The organism is Pseudomonas danubii (assembly GCF_042980055.1).
Classification (GTDB): Bacteria; Pseudomonadota; Gammaproteobacteria; order Pseudomonadales; family Pseudomonadaceae; genus Aquipseudomonas; species Aquipseudomonas danubii.
The window spans coordinates 6,149,326-6,170,517 of the sequence record NZ_CP116502.1 but is presented as its reverse complement, the minus strand read 5'-3'; the positions used below and the strand labels follow the sequence as shown (position 1 = coordinate 6,170,517).

General features: G+C 61.8%; 20 protein-coding genes. 8 read left to right on the top strand and 12 right to left on the bottom strand.

The features are described 5' to 3' along the window. Window positions 1–24 precede the first annotated feature (24 nt). The 7 genes from PFZ56_RS27675 to arsC form a co-directional block, all read right to left on the bottom strand. The gene (locus tag PFZ56_RS27675; RefSeq protein WP_123394136.1) at window positions 25–1,560 is read right to left on the bottom strand and encodes a glycosyltransferase family 39 protein; all 1,536 of its coding nucleotides are present in this window, start codon (window positions 1,558–1,560) and stop codon (window positions 25–27) included. Between the two features lie 103 nt (window positions 1,561–1,663). Continuing rightward, window positions 1,664–3,415 (bottom strand): lipid IV(A) 4-amino-4-deoxy-L-arabinosyltransferase, encoded by a 1,752-nt coding sequence (arnT, locus tag PFZ56_RS27670; protein WP_170001927.1) that lies wholly within the window; start codon window positions 3,413–3,415, stop codon window positions 1,664–1,666. A gap of 242 nt (window positions 3,416–3,657) precedes the next feature. Continuing rightward, a complete protein-coding gene (locus tag PFZ56_RS27665; RefSeq protein ID WP_265073594.1) occupies window positions 3,658–4,323 on the bottom strand; it encodes a histidine phosphatase family protein in 666 nt (221 codons plus the stop codon). A gap of 433 nt (window positions 4,324–4,756) precedes the next feature. After that, the gene (locus PFZ56_RS27660) at window positions 4,757–5,428 is read right to left on the bottom strand and encodes a DNA-3-methyladenine glycosylase I (RefSeq protein WP_102880567.1); all 672 of its coding nucleotides are present in this window, start codon (window positions 5,426–5,428) and stop codon (window positions 4,757–4,759) included. Between the two features lie 125 nt (window positions 5,429–5,553). Continuing rightward, window positions 5,554–5,976, bottom strand: a complete 423-nt coding sequence (locus tag PFZ56_RS27655) for a DUF2069 domain-containing protein (protein ID WP_110594719.1) — start codon at window positions 5,974–5,976, stop codon at window positions 5,554–5,556. Then, a complete protein-coding gene (gene wrbA, locus PFZ56_RS27650) occupies window positions 5,969–6,574 on the bottom strand; it encodes an NAD(P)H:quinone oxidoreductase (protein WP_102860730.1) in 606 nt (201 codons plus the stop codon). The genes PFZ56_RS27655 and wrbA overlap by 8 nt, the downstream gene beginning before the upstream one ends. Then, window positions 6,571–6,924, bottom strand: a complete 354-nt coding sequence (gene arsC / locus PFZ56_RS27645; protein WP_102880565.1) for an arsenate reductase (glutaredoxin) — start codon at window positions 6,922–6,924, stop codon at window positions 6,571–6,573. The genes wrbA and arsC overlap by 4 nt, the downstream gene beginning before the upstream one ends. 139 nt (window positions 6,925–7,063) lie before the next feature. Between arsC and PFZ56_RS27640 the strand changes: the two genes are divergently transcribed. After that, entirely contained in the window at window positions 7,064–7,528 is a 465-nt protein-coding gene (locus PFZ56_RS27640; RefSeq protein ID WP_102880564.1) for a TlpA disulfide reductase family protein, read from the top strand. A 71-nt stretch (window positions 7,529–7,599) separates the two neighbouring features. Here PFZ56_RS27640 and PFZ56_RS27635 read toward each other — a convergent pair whose 3' ends face one another. From PFZ56_RS27635 to PFZ56_RS27620, 4 genes are all read right to left on the bottom strand, one after another. Continuing rightward, entirely contained in the window at window positions 7,600–8,004 is a 405-nt protein-coding gene (locus PFZ56_RS27635; protein ID WP_102860733.1) for an META domain-containing protein, read from the bottom strand. Next, window positions 8,001–8,438, bottom strand: a complete 438-nt coding sequence (locus PFZ56_RS27630; protein ID WP_102860734.1) for a hypothetical protein — start codon at window positions 8,436–8,438, stop codon at window positions 8,001–8,003. The genes PFZ56_RS27635 and PFZ56_RS27630 overlap by 4 nt, the downstream gene beginning before the upstream one ends. Before the next feature lie 90 nt (window positions 8,439–8,528). Further along, entirely contained in the window at window positions 8,529–9,518 is a 990-nt protein-coding gene (locus tag PFZ56_RS27625) for a 2-hydroxyacid dehydrogenase (protein WP_102880563.1), read from the bottom strand. 63 nt (window positions 9,519–9,581) lie between these two features. Next, on the bottom strand, window positions 9,582–12,335 hold the full coding sequence (locus PFZ56_RS27620) for a response regulator (RefSeq protein ID WP_110594713.1): 2,754 nt from the start codon (window positions 12,333–12,335) through the stop codon (window positions 9,582–9,584). Window positions 12,336–12,553: 218 nt separating this feature from the next. Here PFZ56_RS27620 and PFZ56_RS27615 point away from each other — a divergent pair, with 218 nt between their 5' ends. From PFZ56_RS27615 to PFZ56_RS27585, 7 genes are all read left to right on the top strand, one after another. After that, window positions 12,554–13,276, top strand: coding sequence for a response regulator transcription factor (locus tag PFZ56_RS27615; RefSeq protein WP_170001922.1), 723 nt, complete (start codon window positions 12,554–12,556; stop codon window positions 13,274–13,276). Then, window positions 13,263–14,618, top strand: coding sequence for a sensor histidine kinase (locus PFZ56_RS27610; protein WP_170001920.1), 1,356 nt, complete (start codon window positions 13,263–13,265; stop codon window positions 14,616–14,618). Before PFZ56_RS27615 ends, PFZ56_RS27610 begins: the two co-directional genes overlap by 14 nt. A 116-nt stretch (window positions 14,619–14,734) precedes the next feature. After that, entirely contained in the window at window positions 14,735–15,637 is a 903-nt protein-coding gene (gene cysM / locus PFZ56_RS27605) for a cysteine synthase CysM (RefSeq protein ID WP_102880559.1), read from the top strand. Further along, the gene (rlmD, locus tag PFZ56_RS27600; RefSeq protein WP_170001918.1) at window positions 15,637–16,989 is read left to right on the top strand and encodes a 23S rRNA (uracil(1939)-C(5))-methyltransferase RlmD; all 1,353 of its coding nucleotides are present in this window, start codon (window positions 15,637–15,639) and stop codon (window positions 16,987–16,989) included. The genes cysM and rlmD overlap by 1 nt, the downstream gene beginning before the upstream one ends. A 122-nt stretch (window positions 16,990–17,111) precedes the next feature. Then, window positions 17,112–19,355 (top strand): GTP diphosphokinase, encoded by a 2,244-nt coding sequence (relA, locus tag PFZ56_RS27595; RefSeq protein ID WP_102880557.1) that lies wholly within the window; start codon window positions 17,112–17,114, stop codon window positions 19,353–19,355. Between the two features lie 24 nt (window positions 19,356–19,379). Beyond that, on the top strand, window positions 19,380–20,213 hold the full coding sequence (mazG, locus tag PFZ56_RS27590; protein WP_102880990.1) for a nucleoside triphosphate pyrophosphohydrolase: 834 nt from the start codon (window positions 19,380–19,382) through the stop codon (window positions 20,211–20,213). A gap of 26 nt (window positions 20,214–20,239) precedes the next feature. Next, a complete protein-coding gene (locus PFZ56_RS27585; RefSeq protein ID WP_060840548.1) occupies window positions 20,240–20,779 on the top strand; it encodes a DUF2058 domain-containing protein in 540 nt (179 codons plus the stop codon). 102 nt (window positions 20,780–20,881) lie between these two features. Here PFZ56_RS27585 and PFZ56_RS27580 read toward each other — a convergent pair whose 3' ends face one another. Next, on the bottom strand, window positions 20,882–21,070 hold the full coding sequence (locus PFZ56_RS27580; protein ID WP_011062706.1) for a hypothetical protein: 189 nt from the start codon (window positions 21,068–21,070) through the stop codon (window positions 20,882–20,884). Between the last annotated feature and the right edge of the window lie 122 nt (window positions 21,071–21,192).

Sequence of the window (21,192 nt, the reverse complement as noted above, 5' to 3'; positions counted from 1 at the left end):
CTATCCGGCGTGGCGAGGGGGGCTTCAGTCCCCGAGAGCCTGAGGAATGAAAGCAACACTGCCCTCGGCTTTTCTTTTCGCCAGCCGTTCACCGTTGGTCGGCAGTGTGCGCACCAGTTGATGATCCTTGCCCAGGTAGCCGAGCATCAACGGTTCATTCTCACGCTGTTGCACCAGGATCAGCGTGCGCTGGGGGTCCCAATGCTGGCCGCTGGTCCTGTCCAGCCAGGCCATGAAGTCTGCGCTGGTGCCAGAGCGCGGGAAGTCCTGGGTTTCGGCGACGTAGTAGAAGGGCGCTCCCTGATTCTGCAGGTACAGCGGCACTTTGTTATCCACCTCGACCATCACCATCCGCCATTGATGCCAGGGGGCAATCCGGCTTGCTTCGGCCCTGACCTGCGTGCCGAACTGGATGACACCGCCTCCGCCGTTGCTCCAGGGGTAGGCCACCCCCAGCACCAGCAGCAGAACCACCGCTGCGCTGGCAAAGCCTATGGCCCAGCCGCGTTCGCTGGGCTTGCCGCTGGCGCGTCGTTGGAGCAGGTGGCGGTTCAGCCACCAGGCCCCTAACAGCTGGGCGAACGGCACCAGAGGCAGGACGTAATAGCTGCGCCGACTGCCACTGGCAGTGAAGAACAGGAACAACAAACCCAGGGCCCAGACCAGCCAGCGCTCATTGGGTTGTAGCTGGCGCCAGTGACGCGCCGCTACCCAGAGGCCGAGTACCCAGCAGGGCGCCCAGGGCAAGGTGTAGGCCGGCAGGTAGATCAGGTAGGTATAGATCGGTCCGATATGGTCGAAAGGATCGAAGAAGCGTTGCACATTCTCCCGGAATACCAGGCTCAGCCCGCTTTCAGCGTAGGTCGGGGCGCCATACAGGTGCGAGAGCACGAACGGCACCATGTACAGCAGGGCAGCCATCAGCAACGCCAGGCACAGGCGCGGATTGAGGTGACGCTTCCAGCGTCCCTGGCTCAGCAAGTGTGGCAGCAGGATCAGCCCCGGCAGGACGAAACCGATCAGTCCCTTGAGCAGCGAAGTCGCCGCCAACAGCAGGAAGAACAGGCAATAGCGACTCAAGCGAGTGTCTTCTGGCCCTCGCCAGTACCACCACACTGCTGCCAAGACCCCGCAGACGGTGAGAATGTCCGCGGTGGCCACCCGGGCCCAGAATGCAAAGTAGAAGGTGGTGGCCAGCATCCAGCCGGCGATCAGCCCGGTGCCCTTGTGAAACAATTGCTCGCCAAGCAGGTATACCAGCCAGATGCTCAGCCACCCGGCGAGCACCGAGGACAGCCGCAGCGACCAGTGCCCCAGGCCCCCGGTCAGCCAGGCGCTGGCGGTGATCAACCAGTAGGACGGCAGGGGTTTGTCGTAATAGGGGGCGCCCTTGAGATAGGGGTCGAAGTAGTCGCCACTCTGCAGCATCTGCAAGGCAATGTTGGCCCAGCGGGTTTCCGCCCCCCACAGCTCACGGGAGCCCAGGCCGAGCAGCAGGATCAGGGCGCTGACGCCCAGAAGCAGGATCAGATCCTTGCGTTCGCTATTGCAGATTTTCATGGGTGGTTTGGCGCAGGCCGGGTGGTGGAAGGAAAGGACCAGGAATGCCAGCGCCGATGGTGGTCGACGCTGACGCTCTCAGGCAGGCGTTTGGGCAGCTTGGTCAGGGTTGAGTGGCCGGCAGGATCAGGATCAGCATGTTGCCTTGCTCGTAGCGCTTGCCGCCCGGCGGCAGCAGGGCGACTTCTTCGTTCTCCAGTACGTCCTTGACCCGCATCACCACACCCACCGATCCCTGTTTGCGCGCGTCGCTGATCCATTGGCCAACGTCGGCCATGCTGACCTTGCGCTGGGTCGATTCAGGGTAGGCCAGGCCGTATTTCAATTCGCCCTCGGTGTTGTACAGCGCCACGTCCGGGCGTTGCAGGCGCCAGGCCAGTGCTGAGGCCGCTCCCAGGTCATTGCTCAACAGGCTGTGGGTCTGCTGGAGTTGCGCAAGGTGCTCCTTGATGAACTGGTCCGGCATCTTGTTGTGCACGATCAAACCAGGCATTCCCGCAGGCAGCAGCGCCACCAGCAGCCAGATGCCCAGGGCCGGTGCTGCCCAGTAGTTGAGCGGCCTGGAGGCCGGCAGCAGGTTGGCGATGATCCAGCCCATGAGCATGATGAACACCAGGGACAGGCTGAGCATTTCGTCGTGGTCGTACACCGGGCGGGTGATCTGGATCACCACCAGCGCCACTAATGCAGCGACGCCGATCAGTAGGTTGAGCAGACTGTTGAGGCGAACAGTTCGGGCCTTGCCTGCACTGATCCACTGGATCAGTGCATGGCCCATGAGCACGGCCAAGGGCAGCAGGCAGGGCATGATGTAGGTCGGCAGCTTGCCGCGGCTCAGGCTGAAGAACGCCAGCGGCAGCAGCAACCACAACAGCAGGTAACCGGTGGCCGCCTGGTGCTTGTCCTTCCAGGCCTGAATCAGGGTGCCTGGCAGCAAGGCCGCCCAGGGCAGGCTCGAAACCACCAGCAACGGCAGGTAGAACCACCAGGGGCGAGTGTGCTGCGCATTGTCGGCGGCAAAGCGGCGGATATGCTCATGCCAGAAGAAAAACCGCCAGAAATCGGGTTCATGGGCATGAATGCTCAAGACCCAGGGCAGGCTGATGGCAATCGCCACCAGCACGGCCACCAGGCCAAAGCGCAGCAACTCGCCGAAACGTCGTTGCCAGAGCATGTAGGGCAGGGCGATCAGTACCGGCAGCAGCCAGGCCAGGAAGCCCTTGGTCATGAAACCCATGCCGCAGGCGGCGCCCAAGGTGCCCCAGGCCAGCAAGCGGCCGCGTGGTGTCTGGCTGTCCAGGGCGAACCAGAGCGCCACCAGACTGAGGTTGACCCATAAGGTGAATTGGGGATCGAGATTGGAGTACCCGGCTTGCCCGGCGATCAGACCGAAGCTCATGTAAAGCAGGGCGGCGGCAAAACTCTTGCGCGGGTCGTTCCAGATCCGGCGAGTGATCAGGTAAGCCAGCAGTACGCTCAGGCCGGTGCTCAGGGCCGAGGCAACACGCACGCCGAACAGGTTGTCACCGAACAGTGCCTGGCCGATGGCGATCATCCAGTAGCCGGCAATGGGTTTTTCGAAGTAACGGATGCCCATGAAGTGCGGAGACACCCAATCCCCGCGAAGCAGCATCTCCTGGCTGATCTGTGCATAGCGGGTTTCATCCGGAATCCACAGGCCGTGGCTGGTCAGCGGCAGCAGGTAGAACAGGGCGAAGGCCAGCAGCAAGGAGGCTAGTGCCCAGCGCTGGATGCCGCTGGTTGTACTCCCGCCCACGGTATAGCCGGAAGGCGTGATGCTTGTTCCATTAGCCTGCGGCGGTAAAGTGCGCTGCATTTGTGTCCTCTGAGTCATGTGTTGAAAACGGTGCTTCGCTACATTCATCAGGTATGAGTGATGAACTGTAAAATGTTGTCGAGTGCCCGGGGTTCTCAAGGTTTAAAAAATATACTTGGCTTCGCCTGTTTGATAGACCTTGTTGTAAGTGAGAGGGGCGCTCTCTTGGTTCAAGGGTTTATAAGCTCAATTAGTTGGCGAGTGAGTGTGTCTGCTTTTCGAGTGAAGTCTGTTGGGAAGTTGTTAAAAATAGTTGAAAGTTACTCGAGAGGGCCCTTAAGAGTTTGTCGCCAGCTTTCAGCATTGATAATGCCCAGTACTTCCATGGTTCCGTTTACGTTCAGGGTGACAAATAGCGAACTGGCGTAATGACTGGCCAGTGCATGTTCAAAGCCCAGCTGGCTTTCCAGGTCACTGATGCAATCGCTGTGGGTAACCAGGATCAGGTTGCGCTTGAACAACTTGTGCGTCTTGATCTGGTTTTCGAAGTGTTTGCCGCAGTTGCTCAGCCAGTCCTGGGTCTGCACCGGCCGCTTGAACATGAATTCCGAGGTTTGCCGGGTACGGGTTGCCGGGCTGCTGATGACGTCGGTGGAGGCCATGCCCAGAGTGCGGAATGCCTGGCCCACGTCGCTTGCTATGCGGCTTCCTGGCAGGGTGATGCCATCGGCAGGCCCCAGGCAGGGATTGGCGGAGCGGTCGCAGCGCTCGGCATGTCGCACCAGGGCAATCACCTCGCCGTCTTGCCAGTGGCGATAGAAGCCGGCTTGCTGCATCTGGTTGTCGACACCCAGGTCCAGTGGTGTGGCTGGCCACAGGACAAAGCCGCAGACGAGGATCGCCAGGGCTGCCCCACAGACGCCAGCCAGGATGCGCACGCTGCGGATTGTCTTGCCGCCAGTACCGGATTCAGCAGTATTGACCACGTCGTTTACCTGATTAGGTTTTTGCCAGGAGTTCTGAAAAGAACGGCATGCGCTCACCGCTGCCCTCGCCGCAACTGGGGCCAATTTAGGTCGGGCCAGGTGGGCGGAGAGTGAAAGCAATGTGAAAAAAACGAATGAATGGCGACAGTTCTTTTAAACCTGACAGCCTGGGTTCAGGTTGTTGGCCTGATCAGTGCTTTGTTGTCGGGCCTTATTCATCTATTGGCCCGCAGAATGTGGCTGCAGTTAACTGTCTATCTATCGCTCTTATCGTTGCGGCAAGTGCGAAGTGAACTTTATCCGATAATAAACAGCGGAAGAAAAAACCCACGTTTAGTTCAGCTTATTGTCAGCTTGAGCTGGAGGAGGAGTTTGAGAACGGATGTTTCCCTGCCCGTTGTGCCGGGCAGAGAGCCATGTTGGTGACGGGGGATCAGTGATTGACGGTGTAGGCCAGCATCGCCGACAGCTGGCACAGTGGTCGACCACTTTCTTGCTGCCACTGGTTGAACACTTCCTGGACCAGGGCCTGGTCACGCTTGCTGCTGGGCACCTTGTCGATGATGTTCTGGGCATTGAGTGCCGCCACGACGTCCCACGTGGGGATGAACGTGTCCTTGCCCACCATGCGCAGGAAACGTGGGGCGGAAAGCCCCCCCATCTGGTTGCCGTGCTTGGCCAGGTATTGCCAGAGCCCAGTGATGTCCTGGACCGGCCAGTCGGCAATGAAGGCGCCGAAACTGCCGTGCTGCTTTTCTACATCAAGGATCATCTGGGCATTGCGCGGCACACTCTTGAGCTTGCCCAGATGGCGAATGATCCGTGTGTCCTGCATCAGTCGCTCCAGATGCTCGGCGCCCATGAGCACCACTTTGTCTGGATCGAAGCCAAAGAACACTTGTTCGAACGCCGGCCATTTGGCGTCCACCAGGCTGTGTTTCAACCCGGCGCGAAAAACCCGCAACGCCAGGGTCGACAAGTAGCGATCAGCGCTCAATGAACGCAGGTAGTCGTTGTTCGCTGGCGTCGGCAACTGGGCTTCCAGGGCTGCGGCGGAACCGAAGCGATTAAGACAGTATTCGTTCAACCATTTGTAATCGTGCATGCCTGCTCCGGGTTGGTTCGGGAGTATGGGTCAAGAAGTCTGCTGACCAAGGTGGGGGCGCCGAAACGGCGATGCAAGGTTCCCGGGCGATGTCATGCCCGGGGGAACCAGAGGGTTGCGGGGCGTCAGGCCGGGTTGGCACCTTCGCCGGCGAGCCGGCGATTGAGCTGGAAGCGCCAGCGTACGTAGAGCAGTGCCGAGGTGAATACCGCCAGGCTGGCGAACATTTCCAGCAGGCCGAACAGTTGGCGATTCGGGTCGTAGGCCGCCAGAGCCCCCTTGATGAAGTACAGGTTGACCACAAAGCACATCCACGCGTGTCCGCGAGCACTGCCGCTGAGCATGCCCGGTGCCATCAACAGCAGGGGCACCAGTTCGATCAGCAGGATCACCCAGGGCCGGGCGCCGTGGAGGTCGGCTAGCAGCAGGTAGTAAACGCAGAGCAGGCCTATCAGGCCGAAAAAACAGATCAGGCTGAGGATCCGGGCTATCCGGACCCGAGGTTCCAGCCATTCCACCGCGGGCAGGATCTTCGGCTTTTTAGCCACGGCCGTTCTCCAATTGCTGAGCGGTTTTCGCCAGGCGCAGGCCCAAGGCCCGGCACAGGGCGATTTCATGTTCGTCCAGCGGGCTCTTGCCGTCCGCCCCGGCATGATGGCTTGCGCCATAAGGCGTACCACCGCCACGGGTTTCCAGCAACGCCGACTCGCTGTAGGGCAGGCCGGTGATCAGCATGCCGTGATGCAACAGCGGCAGCATCATCGACAGCAGGGTGGCTTCCTGGCCGCCATGCAGGCTGGCGGTGGAGGTGAAAACGCCGGCGGGCTTGCCCACCAGGGCGCCGGTCAGCCAGAGGTTGCTGGTGCCGTCTAGAAAGTACTTCAGCGGGGCTGCCATGTTGCCGAAGCGAGTTGGGCTGCCCAGGGCCAGGCCCGAGCAGTGCTTCAGGTCGTCGAGGCTGGCGTACAGCGCGCCGCTTTCGGGAATGCTCGGTGCCACGGCTTCGCACTCGGTGGAAACTCCCGGCACGGTGCGCAGGCGCGCTTCCAGGCCGGCCTGTTCGACGCCTCGGGCGATCTGCCGGGCCATCTCGTTGGTCGAACCGTTGCGGCTGTAGTAGAGGATCAGGATGTACGGCGCGCTCACGGCAGGATCTCCAGCACATTTTCCGGTGGGCGCCCGATGATGGCCTTGTCGGCGGTTTCGAGAATCGGCCGCTCCATGAGTTTCGGGTGTTGGGCGATAGCAGCGATCAGTTGTTCTTCGCTGAGGTGGGTGTCCGCCAGGTTGAGCTCTTTGTACTCATCCTCGCCGGTGCGCAACAGTTGGCGCGCACTGAGGCCGAGCTTGCCCAGCAGGCGGTGCAACTGGGTGGCGTCCAGTGGGGTTTCCAGGTAGCGGACCACGGTCGGCGCCAGGCCACGTTGTTCCAGGAGTTCCAGCGCACCGCGGGATTTCGAGCAGCGCGGGTTGTGATAAAGCGTCAGATCGGTCATGTGCGGGTCGCATCTTGCGTAAGGTGGCGGCTATTCTACCCGCGCGACGGACTCTCCTGAACCTTGGGAGTCGATAGGTCGCAGCGATTATCGGTCATCGATCATTTTTCAAGGCACCCTTCAATACAGGAAGCACGGCATGGCAAGGCAATTGGCAGCAGCATTGGCGATATTCACCACCCTATTGCTGGGCGGCTGCGGGAATGACTACGGGGTCGACCAATACGGCCAGAAAGTCGCCGCCGAGCGCCTCGACAAGCAATGGCTGGTGCTCAACTACTGGGCGGAGTGGTGCGGGCCTTGCCGCACAGAAGTGCCGGAATTGAATGCCCTGAACGAGCAGCTCAAAGGGCAGTCGGCCACCGTGCTGGGGGTCAATTTTGACAATGTGCAGGGCGAGGAGCTCAAGAGCGCCAGTGAGAAGCTGGGGATCAAGTTCACGGTGCTGGCGCAGAATCCCGAGCAACTCTTCGATTTGCCACGCAGCGAGGCGCTGCCGGTGACCTACATCATTGACGACAAGGGCAAGGTGCGTGAGCAACTGCTGGGCGAGCAGACCGCCGCGGGTGTACTGGCAAAATTGCAGGCCCTGCGCGGTCATTGATGGGTGACTGCCTGCAGCCGCTGATAGCGTCGGCGGCCGCAGGCGTTGGGGTCAACCTGCCCCGGTTCGGATCAGCCTTCTTCCAGCCACCAGCGCAGCGGCTTGCCTTCGGCAGGCCAGAAGCGTACTTGCTCGATCGGCGAAACATCCCAGCGCTCCACGCTTTCCAGGGCCTGGAGGAAGCGCCGTTCCTGCTCCATCAAGGCTGGAGCACAGAGTTTGCGGGTGCTGCCTACCTTGCCGAAACGAAGCTTTTCGCCGTCCAGAGTGTAAGGCGCGAACCAGTGGTTGCAGCCGCCATTGCCATAGGCGCGACCGTCTTCACCCAAGGTAATGGTCAGGTGGCTGTAATCGATCAGTGGCCGTTCGCCGATCCATTCCAGGACGTAACTGCGATCCTGCTGCAGCTTCAGCGGCTCGGCGGCGCAGCCCATCAGGCCGGCCCCCAGTGCCGCAGTCAGCGCCAGGCGTTTCATTGGCCGGCCTGCTGGCATTTCGGGCAGAGGTGGCGTTCACCCTCACTGGCCCAGCCCAGCTCGGCAATTCGTGCGCTGGCGGCAGGCTTCTGGGCCTTGGTGCCGAGCTTGGCGTCCACTGCGAACTCGAAGTTCAGTTCTGCTGTGCAGCTGTCGCAGTTGACTTGCCATTGATGAATTGCCAGTTCGCCGAATACCGGGCCACGGGCCACGGCGACCCATTGGCCAACCGGATTGATCAGGTGGCGGACGGTGTCGACTGTCAGGCGCATGGACAGGTCCTTGCTGCCCTTGAGTGTGACCAGCAGCACGTCGTCGGTACGGATCGAACCACCGTTGCCGGTGACTTGATAACGACCCGGTACCAGGGCGCGGCATTCGATCAGGGTGTGTTGCGGGTTCATCAGGTTGTAGCGGAAATCGTGTTCGACCATGGGTCCTCCAAATCTGCCGCGTATGCTAGCACGGGCCCCTGCGCCGCAGGTTGCGGGCAGGCGACCTTCGATCAGGCCGTGACCGGGATTTCAGCCACGGACCTGATTTTGCGGCTGGCCCGCAGCCCAGCTGGCGATGTTGTGCAACGTGGTGTCGGCGATGGCCGCCAGGGCCTCATGGGTCAGGAAGGCCTGGTGCGCGGTGACTATCACATTGGGGAAGGTCAGCAGCCGGGCCAGCACGTCATCCTGCAGGGGCAGGTCGGAACGGTCCTCGAAGAACAGCTGGGCTTCCTCTTCATAGACGTCCAGCCCCAGGTAACCCAGTTGGCCGCTCTTGAGCGCGTCGATCAGCGCCGGTGTATCCACCAGGCCGCCCCGCCCGGTATTGATCAGCATGGCCCCGGGCTGCATGTGCGCCAGGCTGTCCTGGTTGATCAGGTAGCGACTGTCGTTGGTGAGTGGGCAGTGCAGGCTGATGATCTGCGCCTGGGCCAGTAGCTCCGGCAGGCTCAGGTAGCGGGCCCCCAGGGCCTCGACGGCAGGGTTGGGGAAGGGGTCGTAAGCCAGCAATTGGCAGCCGAAGCCGGCCATGATGCGAGCGAAGGTGGCGCCGATCTGCCCGGTGCCGACAATGCCCACGGTCTTGCCCACCAGGTCGAAGCCGGTCAGGCCGTGAAGGGTGAAGTCGCCTTCACGGGTGCGATTGTAGGCTCGATGCAGGCGTCGGTTCAGCGCCAGGATCAGGGCCACCGCATGTTCCGCCACGGCATGGGGCGAGTAGGCCGGGACCCGGACCACATCCAGGCCCAGGCGCTTGGCGGCGGGCAGGTCGACATGGTTGTAGCCGGCTGAGCGCAGGGCGATCAGCCGGGTACCGCCGGCGGCCAGTTGCTCCAGCACCGGAGCGCTCAGGTCGTCGTTGATAAAGGCGCAGACCACTTCATGGCGCTCGGCCAGGGCCGCGGTGTCCAGGCTCAGGCGGGCGGCCTGGAATTGCAGTTCGATACCCGTGGGCAGGCGGGCGCCGAGAAAACTTTCACGGTCGTAGGTCTGGCTGCTGAAAAGAATCGTACGCATGCTTGCATCCTTGGTCGGTGCACCCAGCATGCAGGCCGGGCGCCGGGCAGGTCTTGTCCTGGATCAGGCGTTGATCCGCGCTTCGGCGGCGAGACGGCTGATGGCGTGGTCCAGCTCATCCAGAGCGGCAAAGGCTTTGACGTCTTCCTGCTTGAGCAGGGTTTCGCTGCGCTGGCAGGCGGCGCGCAACTGCGGCACTCCGCAATATCGGGTGGCTCCGTGCAGGCGGTGGACCCGTTCGATCAGGGCGCTGTGGTCGTTGGCTGCACGAGCGGCGTTGATCGCCTCGCGATCGGCCTCCAGTGAGGCCAGCAACATGGCCAGCATGTCCGCCGCCAGATCAGCCTTGCCGGCCGCCAGGCGCAGGCCTTCGTCCTGATCCAGCACTTGCAGCTCCAGGTTCAGTTCCGAGCGTTCATTGGCTCGCTCCGGGCCCTGATTGCGCAAGGCCAGCCCGGTCCATTTCAGTACCACCTGGGCCAGCTGCCGTTCACTGATGGGCTTGGTCAGGTAATCGTCCATGCCGCTTTGCAGCAGGGCGCGTTTTTCGTTGGCCATGGCATGGGCGGTCAGGGCCACGATGGGCAGTGGCGTGCCATGGCGCTCGCTTTCCCATTGGCGGATCGCCTCGGTACTTTGTCGGCCGTCCATGCCCGGCATTTGCACGTCCATCATCACCAGGTCGAAAGGTTCGTTCTGGATCGCGTTCAGGGCAGCGTAACCGTTGTCCACCGCCAGCACCTTGGCGCCCATGTCCTCCAGCAAGGTCTGGATCAGCAGCAGGTTGGCCGGGTTGTCGTCGACACACAGGACCCGTGGCGCACGGCTGGAGAGGCTTTCCTCCGGCTCGCTGCGGGCCCGGCGCGGGGTGACCAGGTCAGACAGGGCACGACGCAGTTTGCGGGTGCAGGCCGGCTTGGCCTGCAACTGGCTGTGGGGGTTGGGGACCGACAGGTGGAACAGCGTCTGTTCGGTGGTCGGGCACAGCACCAGGACTTTGCAGCCCAGGTGTTCCAGGTCCCAGATGTGCTGGCTCAGGCGTTCGGGAGACATGTCGTTGGTGGTGATGCCGAGCACCGCCAGGTCAATGGCCTGGTCGCTTTGGTGTACGCCAGTAATGCCATTGGTCAGGGCGTCCAGGGTGTTGAACGGGGTCACTTCCAGGCCGCAGTCTTCCAGTTGATGCTGCAGGGCCTGACGGGCCAGTTCGTGATTCTCCAGCACCGCTACGCGTCGCCCCAGCAATGGCGGACCCGGCAGGTCCTCGGCGTCATCGCGGGTTTTCGGCAGGTTCAGGCTGATCCAGAATTCCGAGCCTTCGCCCGGGGTGCTGTCGACTCCGATTTCGCCACCCATCTGTTCGATCAGGCGCTTGGAGATCACCAGCCCCAGCCCGGTGCCGCCGGGTTGCCGCGACAGCGAGTTGTCGGCCTGGCTGAAGGCCTGGAACAGAGCGCGAACATCCTGGTTGGACAGGCCGATGCCGGTGTCTTGAATGCTGATGCGCAGTTGCACGCTGTCTTCGTGTTCTTCTTCCAGCATCGCCCGGGCGACGATGGTGCCTTCGCGGGTGAACTTGATGGCGTTGCTCACCAGATTGGTGAGGATCTGCTTGAGCCGCAGTGGATCGCCCACCAGGGACAAAGGCGTATCCCGATAGACCAGGCTCACCAGTTCCAGCTGCTTGGCGTGGGCTGCCGGGGCGAGGATGGTCAGGGTGTCCTGCAGCAAGTCCCGCAGGTTGAAGGGAATGCTGTCGAGCACCAGCTTGCCGGCTTCGATTTTCGAGAAGTCGAGGATCTCGTTGATGATCCCCAACAGGCTGTCGGCGGACTTTTCGATGGTGCCCAGGTAGTCCAGCTGGCGCGGCGTCAGCTCGCTTTTCTGCAGCAGGTGGGTGAAACCGAGAATACCGTTGAGGGGCGTGCGGATCTCATGGCTCATGTTGGCCAGGAATTCCGACTTGATCCGGCTGGCCTCCAGGGCCTCCTTGCGCGCCAGATCCAGCTCGATGTTCTGGATCTCGATGGTTTCCAGGTTCTGGCGCACGTCTTCGGTGGCCTGATCGATGCTGTGTTGCAATTCTTCCTGGGCATTTTGCAGGGTGCTGGCCATGCGATTGATGCCCGAGGCCAGTTCATCCAGTTCGTGGCTGCCCAGGGGTGGCAAGCGGGTTTCCAGGTTGCCGTCCTTGAGTTGCGCCACGGCCTGCTTGATCTGGGTCAGCGGGTTGTTGATGGTCCGCCCCATGCGCACTGCCAGCAGGGCTGCACCGGCCAGGCCGGCGGCAATCAACAGCAGACTGGCGAACAGGCTGCGGTAACCGCGCAACAGCATGCCGCTGTGGGACAGCTCCAATTCCACCCAGCCCAGCAAACGGTCTGATTCATCGGGGATCAGATCACCGGCCAGATTGCGGTGGCGGCCGAAGACCGGCAGTTGGTAGCGGGTCGCGTCATTACCACTGCGTTGCATGATGTGGGTGCTGTTATCGCTGGGCGGTGGATTGAGCATGCTGGGGCCGGCGTGGGCCATGAGCGTGCGATCGGGGGCAAGGAATGACACCGCGCGTACGTCCTGCTGTTCCAGGGCTTGGGTGGCGATGCGTTCGAGCATCGGCGAGTTGCGGTTGCCCATCGCCGGCGCCACCAGGGAGGCCAGTTGTTCGGCGATCATTTCGCCGCGCTGCAGCAGTTGGGTCTGCAGGTCGGAGAGCTGCATCCAGGTGAAGTAGCCGCCCAGTACCAAAGCCATCAGGCTGGTGGGCAGTAAGGTCAGCAACAGTACGCGGCCTTTGATTCCCAGTTTCTTGAGCACGCAACTCTCCTGCTTCCACGCTGTTTTGAAAGGTCGACGGGCACGTCCGTGATGCGCCACCTGCGCAGTGTAACGATTTGCCAGGGGCTGATCTTGGCAAATTGCAGACCGTTAGCCGACAGCCGGAGGGCGGATAGGGGGCTACGACCAAGGCGCTGGTTGCCGCAATCCGGGCAATCTTGAATAATCGCCCAACTGAGAATGACTTGCAGAAGCTAATGACTCCCGTAGCTGTTGAGCCTCCCCGTATCCTGGCAATTGAAGACGACCCGGTGCTCGGTGCCTATGTGCATGAGCAACTGGGGCGCTGCGGCTTTGCCGTGACCTGGTGCCAGAATGGCCAGGAAGGTCTGGGTATCGCGCGTCGGCAAGCCTTCGATGTGGTGTTGATGGACATCCTGTTACCGGGCATGGACGGTCTGGAGGTGCTGACCCACTTTCGCCAGAGTCACTCCACGCCGGTGCTGCTGATGTCGGCCCTGGGAGCAGAGGCCGATCGCATCAGTGGATTCCGCCTGGGCGCCGACGACTACTTGCCCAAGCCCTTCAGCATGGCCGAGCTGCGGGTACGCATCGAAGCCATCCTGCGGCGAGTGGCCCTGGACCGGCGGCCGACACCACCGAAACTCAGCAGCAACGTGCAGAGTCTGCGTTTTGATGACGAGCTGTGTGAAGTGTTCTTTGCCGAGCGCCCGGCCGGCCTTACCCGTAGCGAATACCGCCTGCTGGAAACCCTGCACCGCAACGTCGATGAGGTGCTGAGCAAGGCCTTCCTTTATCAGCATGTCCTGCAACGTGGGTATGCGGCCCACGATCGCAGTCTGGACATGCATGTCAGTCAGATACGTCGCAAGCTCAAGGCGCTGGGCTACAGCGAACGTGAAGTGCGTACGGTGTGGGGCAAGGGCTATGTGCTGAGTGCCTTCGATGAACTGGTCTGATCTGCCGGGCCGGCACTCGCTGTTCTGGAAGCTGGCATGCCTGCTGGTGGCGTTCTGTCTGTTGATGATCTGGTTGAGCTGGTCCTGGGGGCGCTATGTTGAGCAGAAGAACCTGTACCTCGCCGATGAAGCCCGGGCTACCTTGCGCAGTTACGCGCAGGAAGCAGAACAGGCCTGGAAGACCGGCCAGCATGCCGGCGTCGATGCCTGGATCCAGGAAATGGCCGGTCGTGAGAAAACCTGGGTCGGCGTCATCGGCAGTGATCTGCAAGCCCTGAGCAGCTACCCGCTGACAGCGGCCGAGGCTCAGCGCCTGACGTTCCTGCGGGGGGCGGATTGGCCGGTGAGCCGGCACAGCCGTGGGTTGCCCTGGCTGAAAATTCCGTTCCCCGATGATCCGTCTCTCGGCAGTCTGGTCATCGAGCTGCCGCAGCGTTTCATGCCCGGGCGATACCGGGTGTTCTGGCGCGTGATCACCAACGGCGTGATCCCCGGACTCTTCACGCTGCTGCTGTGCGTGGGCTTGTACCGCTTGTTGGTGGTGCCGCTCAATCAGTTGCGGGAGCAGGCCAATGCCTGGCGTGCGGAGCAGTTGAATGTGCGGCTGTGCACCGAGACCACTCAGCGCAAGGACGAGTTGGGGGAGTTGGGGCGAGCGTTCGATCAGATGTCCGAGCGGCTGCAAAGCACCGTGGCTGTGCAGCAGCAGTTGCTGCGGGACCTGTCCCACGAGTTGCGCACTCCCTTGAGTCGTCTGCGGGTGGCTTGCGACAGCGAGCAGAGCCTGGGGGCATTGCGTGAGCGCTTGTCCCGGGAAGTCGACGCTATGCAGCGCCTGGTGGAGGACAGCCTGCAACTGGCCTGGCTGGACACCGAGCGGGCACCGCTGCCAGAGGAGCAGATTCAGGTCCAGGCCTTGTGGGAAATGCTCAGCGAGAACGCCTGCTTCGAGAGCGGCTGGTCCCCAGCGCAGTTGCGCTGTGATCTGCCGGCGGATTGCTGGGTGCGCGGGCATCTCAATACCCTGGCCCAGGCTCTGGAAAACATCCTGCGCAATGCCATCCGGCATTCGCCCCCTGGGGCTCTGGTCATCCTCGATGGTCGACGTGACGCTGAATATTGGCATCTGTGGCTGGACGACCAAGGGCCGGGGGTAGCGGAAGAGGCGTTGGAACGGATGTTTGATCCGTTCATCCGTCTGGACGGTTCACGGCCGGGAGATGGAGGTTTCGGCCTCGGCCTGAGCATTGCGCGCAATGCGGTGGAGCGCCAGGGAGGTCGTTTGTGGGCGCAGAACACGGCCCATGGCTTGCGTGTTCACTTGCGCTTGCTGGCGGCTTGAGACGGCCCTGCGCCGCCTTATATCAATAAGCCATAAGCCCCGCACTTTGCGTGATATGGCGCTTGGGCGTTTGCCGGTATGATAGGCGCCCCCGCAGTCTGGATTGCGAATACGCCATGACCTTGCAGTACCCAACCATCGCCGATTGCGTCGGCAACACCCCGCTGGTTCGTTTGCAGCGCCTGCCTGGCGCCACCAGCAATACCCTGCTGCTCAAGCTCGAGGGCAATAACCCGGCGGGTTCGGTCAAGGACCGCCCGGCACTGTCGATGATCACCCGCGCCGAGTTGCGTGGGCAGATCCAGGCCGGGGATACCCTGATCGAAGCGACGTCGGGCAACACCGGGATCGCCCTGGCCATGGCTGCCGCGATCAAGGGTTACAAGATGATCCTGATCATGCCCGACAACTCCAGCGCCGAGCGTAAGGCGGCAATGACCGCCTATGGTGCCGAGCTGATCCTGGTGAGCCAGGAAGAGGGCATGGAAGGCGCCCGTGACCTGGCCGAGCGGATGCAGGCCGAAGGCCGTGGCAAGGTGCTCGATCAGTTCGCCAACGGCGACAACCCGGAGGCCCACTACACTGGGACCGGTCCCGAAATCTGGCGCCAGACCCAGGGCAGCATCACCCACTTCATCAGCTCGATGGGCACCACCGGCACCATCATGGGCACTTCGCGCTATCTCAAAGAACAGAATCCCCAGGTGCAGATCGTGGGTCTGCAGCCGATGGAAGGCTCGGCGATTCCCGGCATTCGCCGCTGGCCCGAGGAGTACCTGCCGAAGATCTATCAGGCCAGCCGGGTCGATCGCATCGTCGATATGGCCCAGAGCGAAGCTGAAGACGTGACCCGGCGCCTGGCTCGGGAAGAGGGCATCTTCTGCGGCGTGTCTTCCGGTGGTGCGGTGGCGGCGATGCTGCGCCTGTCCCGGGAAGTGGAAAACGCGGTCATGGTCGCGATCATCTGTGACCGTGGCGATCGTTACCTGTCGACCGGCATTTTCGATGCGCCCAACTGATGGCTAAGCACGAGAGAGGCCTGCGCTTCCAGCCTGCGGGCGGTAGCCGGGCCCCACAGATTCCGGTGGGCAAGAAGCAGCGGTTGACTATCCAGCGTCTGGCCAATGACGGCCGTGGCATTGCCTTTGTCGAAGGGCGTACCTGGTTCGTCAGCGGTGCCCTGGCCGGTGAAGAAGTCGAAGCTCGGGTGTTGGGCAGCCACGGCAAAGTGGTGGAGGCCCGTGCCGAGCGCATCTTCAACGCCAGTGATCTGCGTCGCCCGGCGGCCTGCGCCCACGCCGGGCGTTGCGGCGGTTGCAGTGTCCAGCACCTGCCCCATGCCGAACAGCTTGCCCTGAAACAGCGCATGCTCGCCGAGCAGTTGTCCAAGGTCGCGGGTGTCGAGCCCGAGGCCTGGGCCGCTCCCTTGAGCGGTCCCGAGTTCGGCTATCGGCGTCGCGCCCGGGTGGCGGTGCGCTGGGACGCCAAGGGCAAGCAACTTGAGGTGGGTTTCCGTGCTGCCGGTAGCCAGGACATTGTCGCAATCGACGATTGCCCGGTGCTGGTACAGGCTTTGCAACCTGTCATGAACCGTTTGCCCGCTATGCTGCGACGCTTGAGCAAGCCTCAGGCACTGGGGCATGTGGAGTTGTTCAGTGGTTCGGCGCTAGCGGTGCTGTTGCGCCATATGGCGCCGTTGTCCGAGAGCGACCTGAGGATCCTCAAGGACTTCTGCGATTTCCATCAGGCGCAATTGTGGCTGCACGGTGAAGGCGAGCCGCACCCCTTTGATCCATCGCAGTCACTGGGTTATCGCCTGGAGACCTGGGATCTGCACCTGGCGTATCGGCCGGGTGACTTCGTCCAGGTCAATGCGGGGATCAATGAAGCGATGGTGGCCCAGGCTCTGGAGTGGCTCGCGCCGCAAGCTCAGGAGCGGGTGCTGGATCTGTTCTGTGGCTTAGGCAACTTCGCCTTGCCGCTGGCTCTGCAGGTGCGGGAAGTGGTGGCAGTGGAAGGCGTGGCGACCATGGTGGCGCGGGCCGCTGAAAATGCTGCCAGCAACAATTTGCATAACACGCGCTTTTTTCAAGCCGATTTATCCCAACCTCTGAGTGCTGCCGAGTGGGCTGATGAAGGCTTTTCTGCGGTACTCTTGGACCCACCCCGCGACGGTGCTTTCGAGGTGGTCCGCCACTTGGCGAGCCTGGGTGCCAAGCGGTTGGTGTACGTGTCATGCAATCCGGCAACTTTGGCTCGTGACACGGTCGAACTGATCAAGCAGGGCTATAGGTTAAAACGTGCCGGGATCCTCGATATGTTTCCTCAGACGGCGCATGTCGAGGCCATGGCGTTATTCGAAGCGAGCTAGGATGGCTTGTCTAATCCGACTGATCTTTCTGGTGTGGTTCGCTGGCCCTGCGAGCTGTGCCCGAGCGTTGAAGATCAGCGATTTGACGCATTGAATGTGCGTCGTAGGGAAGGTAAAGCAAGATGGTACAGGTGAGAGCGCACCAGCCGATCAACACCGACGGCAGTATCAATCTCGAGGCATGGCTTGATCATACGGTCAGCGTCGACATGGTACTGGACCGTGAAGCCTTGAAAGAGGCCTGCGAGTTCGCTCGTGAGGCCGAGCTACAACACATTGCCGCCAAAGGCCTGAGCTCCGAGGACGTGTCGAGTTTCAGCACGGGCCTGGAGATCGCCGAGATCCTTGCTGATCTCAAGCTGGACCAGGATTCCCTGGTCGCCGCGGTACTGTACCGCGGCGTCCGCGAGGGCCAGATTCAGTTGCCAGCGGTCAGCCAGCGTTTTGGTCCGGTGGTGGCCAAGCTGATCGATGGTGTGCTGCGCATGGCTGCCATCACCGCCAGTCTCAGTCCTCGCCAGTCCCTGGTACTCGGCACTCAGGCCCAGGTTGAGAACCTGCGCAAGATGCTGGTGGCCATGGTCGATGACGTGCGGGTGGCGCTGATCAAGCTGGCGGAGCGGACCTGTGCCATTCGTGCGGTGAAAAGCGCCGACGAAGAGAAGCGCAATCGAGTGGCCCGGGAAGTCTTCGACATCTACGCGCCCCTGGCTCATCGCCTGGGCATCGGCCATATCAAGTGGGAGCTGGAGGACCTGTCCTTCCGGTACCTGGAGCCCGAGCAATACAAGCAGATCGCCAAGCTCCTGCATGAGCGGCGCCTGGATCGCGAGCGCTTCATCAGCGACGTGATGAACCAGCTGCAGAACGAACTGAAGGCCACTGGGGTCAACGCCGACATCAGCGGGCGGGCCAAACACATCTACTCCATCTGGCGCAAAATGCAGCGCAAGGGTCTGGAGTTCAGCCAGATCTACGATGTGCGCGCCGTGCGGGTGCTGGTGCCGGAAATGCGCGACTGCTACACCGCACTGGGCATCGTGCATACCTTGTGGCGGCATATCCCCAAGGAATTCGACGACTACATCGCCAACCCCAAGGAAAACGGCTATCGCTCGCTACACACCGCGGTGATCGGCCCTGAGGGCAAGGTGCTGGAAGTGCAGATCCGCACCCACGCGATGCACGAGGAAGCGGAGCTGGGGGTGTGCGCCCACTGGAAGTACAAGGGTACCGACGTCAAGTCCGGCTCCAACCATTACGAAGAGAAGATCTCCTGGCTGCGTCAGGTGCTGGAATGGCACGAGGAGCTGGGGGACATCGGTGGCCTGGCCGAACAGCTGCGGGTGGATATCGAGCCGGATCGGGTGTACATCTTCACCCCCGACGGCCACGCCATCGACCTGCCCAAGGGCGCCACGCCGCTGGACTTCGCTTATCGGGTGCACACCGAGATCGGCCACAACTGCCGTGGCGCCAAGATCAACGGGCGCATCGTGCCGCTCAACTACAGCCTGCAGACTGGCGAGCAGGTGGAGATCATCACCAGCAAGCACGGCACCCCGAGTCGCGATTGGCTGAACCCGAACCTGGGTTACGTCACCACTTCCCGGGCGCGGGCGAAGATCGTCCACTGGTTCAAGCTGCAGGCTCGCGATCAGAACGTCGCCGCCGGCAAGACCCTGCTGGAACGCGAGCTGAATCGTCTCGACCTGCCTCAGGTGGACTTCGACAAGTTGGCCGACAAGGCCAACATGAAGACTGCCGAGGACATGTTCGCGGCTCTGGGTGCGGGCGATTTGCGCCTGGCGCAACTGGTCAACCTGGCCCAGCAACTGGTGGAGCCCGAGCGCGGCAATGAACAGCTGGAACTGATCCCGCGCAAGGCCGCCGGCTACAAGCCGGGCAAGCGTGGCGACATCCAGATCCAGGGCGTGGGCAACCTGATGACCCAGATGGCGGGTTGCTGCCAGCCGCTGCCGGGGGATGCGATCGTCGGTTACATCACCCAGGGTCGTGGCGTGAGCATTCACCGCCAGGACTGTGCCTCGGTGCTGCAACTGGCCGGTCGCGAGCCGGAGCGGATCATCCAGGTCAGCTGGGGGCCGGTGCCGGTGCTCACCTATCCGGTGGACATCATCATTCGCGCCTACGACCGTTCCGGCCTGCTGCGTGACGTGTCCCAGGTGCTGCTCAACGAGCGGATCAACGTACTGGCAGTCAATACGCGCTCGAACAAGGAGGACAACACGGCGTTGATGTCCTTGACCATCGAAATTCCGGGCCTGGATGCATTGGGACGTTTGCTGGGGCGCATCTCCCAGCTGCCGAACATCATCGAGACCCGGCGCAATCGAACCCCGTGATGCCCGCATGAAATGGATGAACTGATGTACAGCCTTGAAGACCTGCTCCACCTGATGGCGCGCCTGCGGGACCCGCAATACGGTTGCCCGTGGGACATCAAGCAGAACTACGCCAGCATCGTTCCCCATACCTTGGAGGAGGCCTATGAGGTCGCCGACGCCATCGAGCGCGGCGACTTCGACCACTTGCAGGGTGAGCTGGGCGATCTGCTGTTCCAGGTGGTGTATTACAGCCAGCTGGCCCGGGAGGAGGGGCGCTTCGAATTCGATGGGGTGGTGGACAGCATCACCCGCAAGCTGATTCGCCGGCATCCCCATGTATTCCCTACTGGCGACTTGTACGCGCCGCTGGATATCCCGCGGCTCGATGAGGAGCAGGTCAAGGAGCGCTGGGAGCAGATCAAGGCCGAGGAGCGGGCAGAGAAGTCCGACGCTCCGCAGCAGTTGTCCCTGCTCGATGATGTGCCGGTGGCCCTGCCGGCCCTGTCCCGCGCGGCCAAGTTGCAAAAGCGCGCGGCGCAGGTCGGCTTCGACTGGCCGGACGCCCTGCCGGTGGTGGACAAGGTTCGTGAAGAACTGGACGAGGTGCTGGAGGCCATGGCCGACAACGACCCAGCGGCCATCACCGATGAAATCGGTGACTTGCTGTTTGTCGTGGTCAACCTGGCCAGGCACCTGAAGGTCGACCCGGAAACCGCCTTGCGCGGTGCCAATGCCAAGTTCGATCGGCGCTTCCGATTTATCGAGCAGGCATTGCGCGACACCGGTCGTCCCGTGGAAGATTGCACCCTCGAAGACTTGGATGCCCTGTGGGGTGAAGCCAAGCGTCAGGAAAAGAATTTGCCCAGCTGTGGCTGAGGCCGTTGCCTAAGTGAGTAAGCACCATGAGCCTTTCCCTTCGCGACCAGTTGCTCAAAGCAGGGCTGGTCAACCAAAAGCAGGCCAAGCAGGTCAGCAAAGACAAGCAGAAGCAGCAGCGCCTGGCCCATAAAGGCCAGATCGAACTCGATGACTCCCAGCAGCGCGCAGCCCAGGAAGCCATGGCCGAGAAGGTCAAGCGTGACCAGGAGCTCAATCGTCAGCAGCAGGAGAAGGCCGAGCAGAAGGCCCGTGCAGCGCAGATCAAGCAACTGATCGAAGTCTCGCGTCTGCCCAAGCTGAACACCGAGGATTACTACAACTTCGTCGACGACAAGAAGGTCAAGCGTCTGTCGGTGAACACCCTGATGCGCAACAAGCTCAGCAGTGGCTCCCTGGCCATCGTTCACCACGGTGGTGGTTACGAGGTGATTCCGCGGGAGGCGGCGCTGAAGATTCAGGAGCGCGATCCGCGGCGTATCGTACAGCTCAATACTCCCACCGAGGCGCCGGACGAGGATGATCCATACGCGGCCTATCAGATCCCTGATGATCTGATGTGGTAAGCATCTTGTAACGACCAACCCCGCTCATGGCGGGGTTGGTCGTTTATGGGGGGCGGGTGGGAATCCGCGTGGAGATCCCGGCGCTCCTGCGCTGACGTTGAGTCAGGAACTCTGAGGCGCGCGGTTCTGCTCGAGTTTTTCCAGTTCAGCCTTGTAGCTGTGGGCGTCGCTCTCGGAATGGAACATGCCCACCAGCATGTCTTGTTGATGTACATCCCAGATCCGTACACCCGCGGCTACGCCTTCATGGGACATATGTGAATCGTCGCGTTCAGTTACTTTTACAGTCATCTGCTAGCTCCAATCTCGGTTGATCTGCAGCAAGGCGTGTGCAGGGCTCTTTTATATATTTTGTTAGCTTGCTAAGTAAATTGTCTGAATCTGCAACAGACCTTTGCAGGATCGGCGACAAT

Excerpts from the sequence above, each read along its gene's own strand:
- PFZ56_RS27610 (WP_170001920.1), top strand. The coding sequence starts at position 13,263 with ATGAACTGGTCTGATCTGCCGGGCCGGCACTCGCTGTTCTGGAAGCTG.
- rlmD (WP_170001918.1), top strand. The coding sequence starts at position 15,637 with ATGGCTAAGCACGAGAGAGGCCTGCGCTTCCAGCCTGCGGGCGGTAGC.
- PFZ56_RS27625 (WP_102880563.1), bottom strand. The coding sequence starts at position 9,518 with ATGCGTACGATTCTTTTCAGCAGCCAGACCTACGACCGTGAAAGTTTT.
- relA (WP_102880557.1), top strand. The coding sequence starts at position 17,112 with ATGGTACAGGTGAGAGCGCACCAGCCGATCAACACCGACGGCAGTATC.
- PFZ56_RS27585 (WP_060840548.1), top strand. The coding sequence starts at position 20,240 with ATGAGCCTTTCCCTTCGCGACCAGTTGCTCAAAGCAGGGCTGGTCAAC.
- mazG (WP_102880990.1), top strand. The coding sequence starts at position 19,380 with ATGTACAGCCTTGAAGACCTGCTCCACCTGATGGCGCGCCTGCGGGAC.
- PFZ56_RS27660 (WP_102880567.1), bottom strand. The coding sequence starts at position 5,428 with ATGCACGATTACAAATGGTTGAACGAATACTGTCTTAATCGCTTCGGT.
- PFZ56_RS27640 (WP_102880564.1), top strand. The coding sequence starts at position 7,064 with ATGGCAAGGCAATTGGCAGCAGCATTGGCGATATTCACCACCCTATTG.
- PFZ56_RS27615 (WP_170001922.1), top strand. The coding sequence starts at position 12,554 with ATGACTCCCGTAGCTGTTGAGCCTCCCCGTATCCTGGCAATTGAAGAC.
- cysM (WP_102880559.1), top strand. The coding sequence starts at position 14,735 with ATGACCTTGCAGTACCCAACCATCGCCGATTGCGTCGGCAACACCCCG.
- PFZ56_RS27635 (WP_102860733.1), bottom strand. The coding sequence starts at position 8,004 with ATGAAACGCCTGGCGCTGACTGCGGCACTGGGGGCCGGCCTGATGGGC.
- PFZ56_RS27580 (WP_011062706.1), bottom strand. The coding sequence starts at position 21,070 with ATGACTGTAAAAGTAACTGAACGCGACGATTCACATATGTCCCATGAA.
- arsC (WP_102880565.1), bottom strand. The coding sequence starts at position 6,924 with ATGACCGATCTGACGCTTTATCACAACCCGCGCTGCTCGAAATCCCGC.
- PFZ56_RS27630 (WP_102860734.1), bottom strand. The coding sequence starts at position 8,438 with ATGGTCGAACACGATTTCCGCTACAACCTGATGAACCCGCAACACACC.
- PFZ56_RS27675 (WP_123394136.1), bottom strand. The coding sequence starts at position 1,560 with ATGAAAATCTGCAATAGCGAACGCAAGGATCTGATCCTGCTTCTGGGC.
- arnT (WP_170001927.1), bottom strand. The coding sequence starts at position 3,415 with ATGACTCAGAGGACACAAATGCAGCGCACTTTACCGCCGCAGGCTAAT.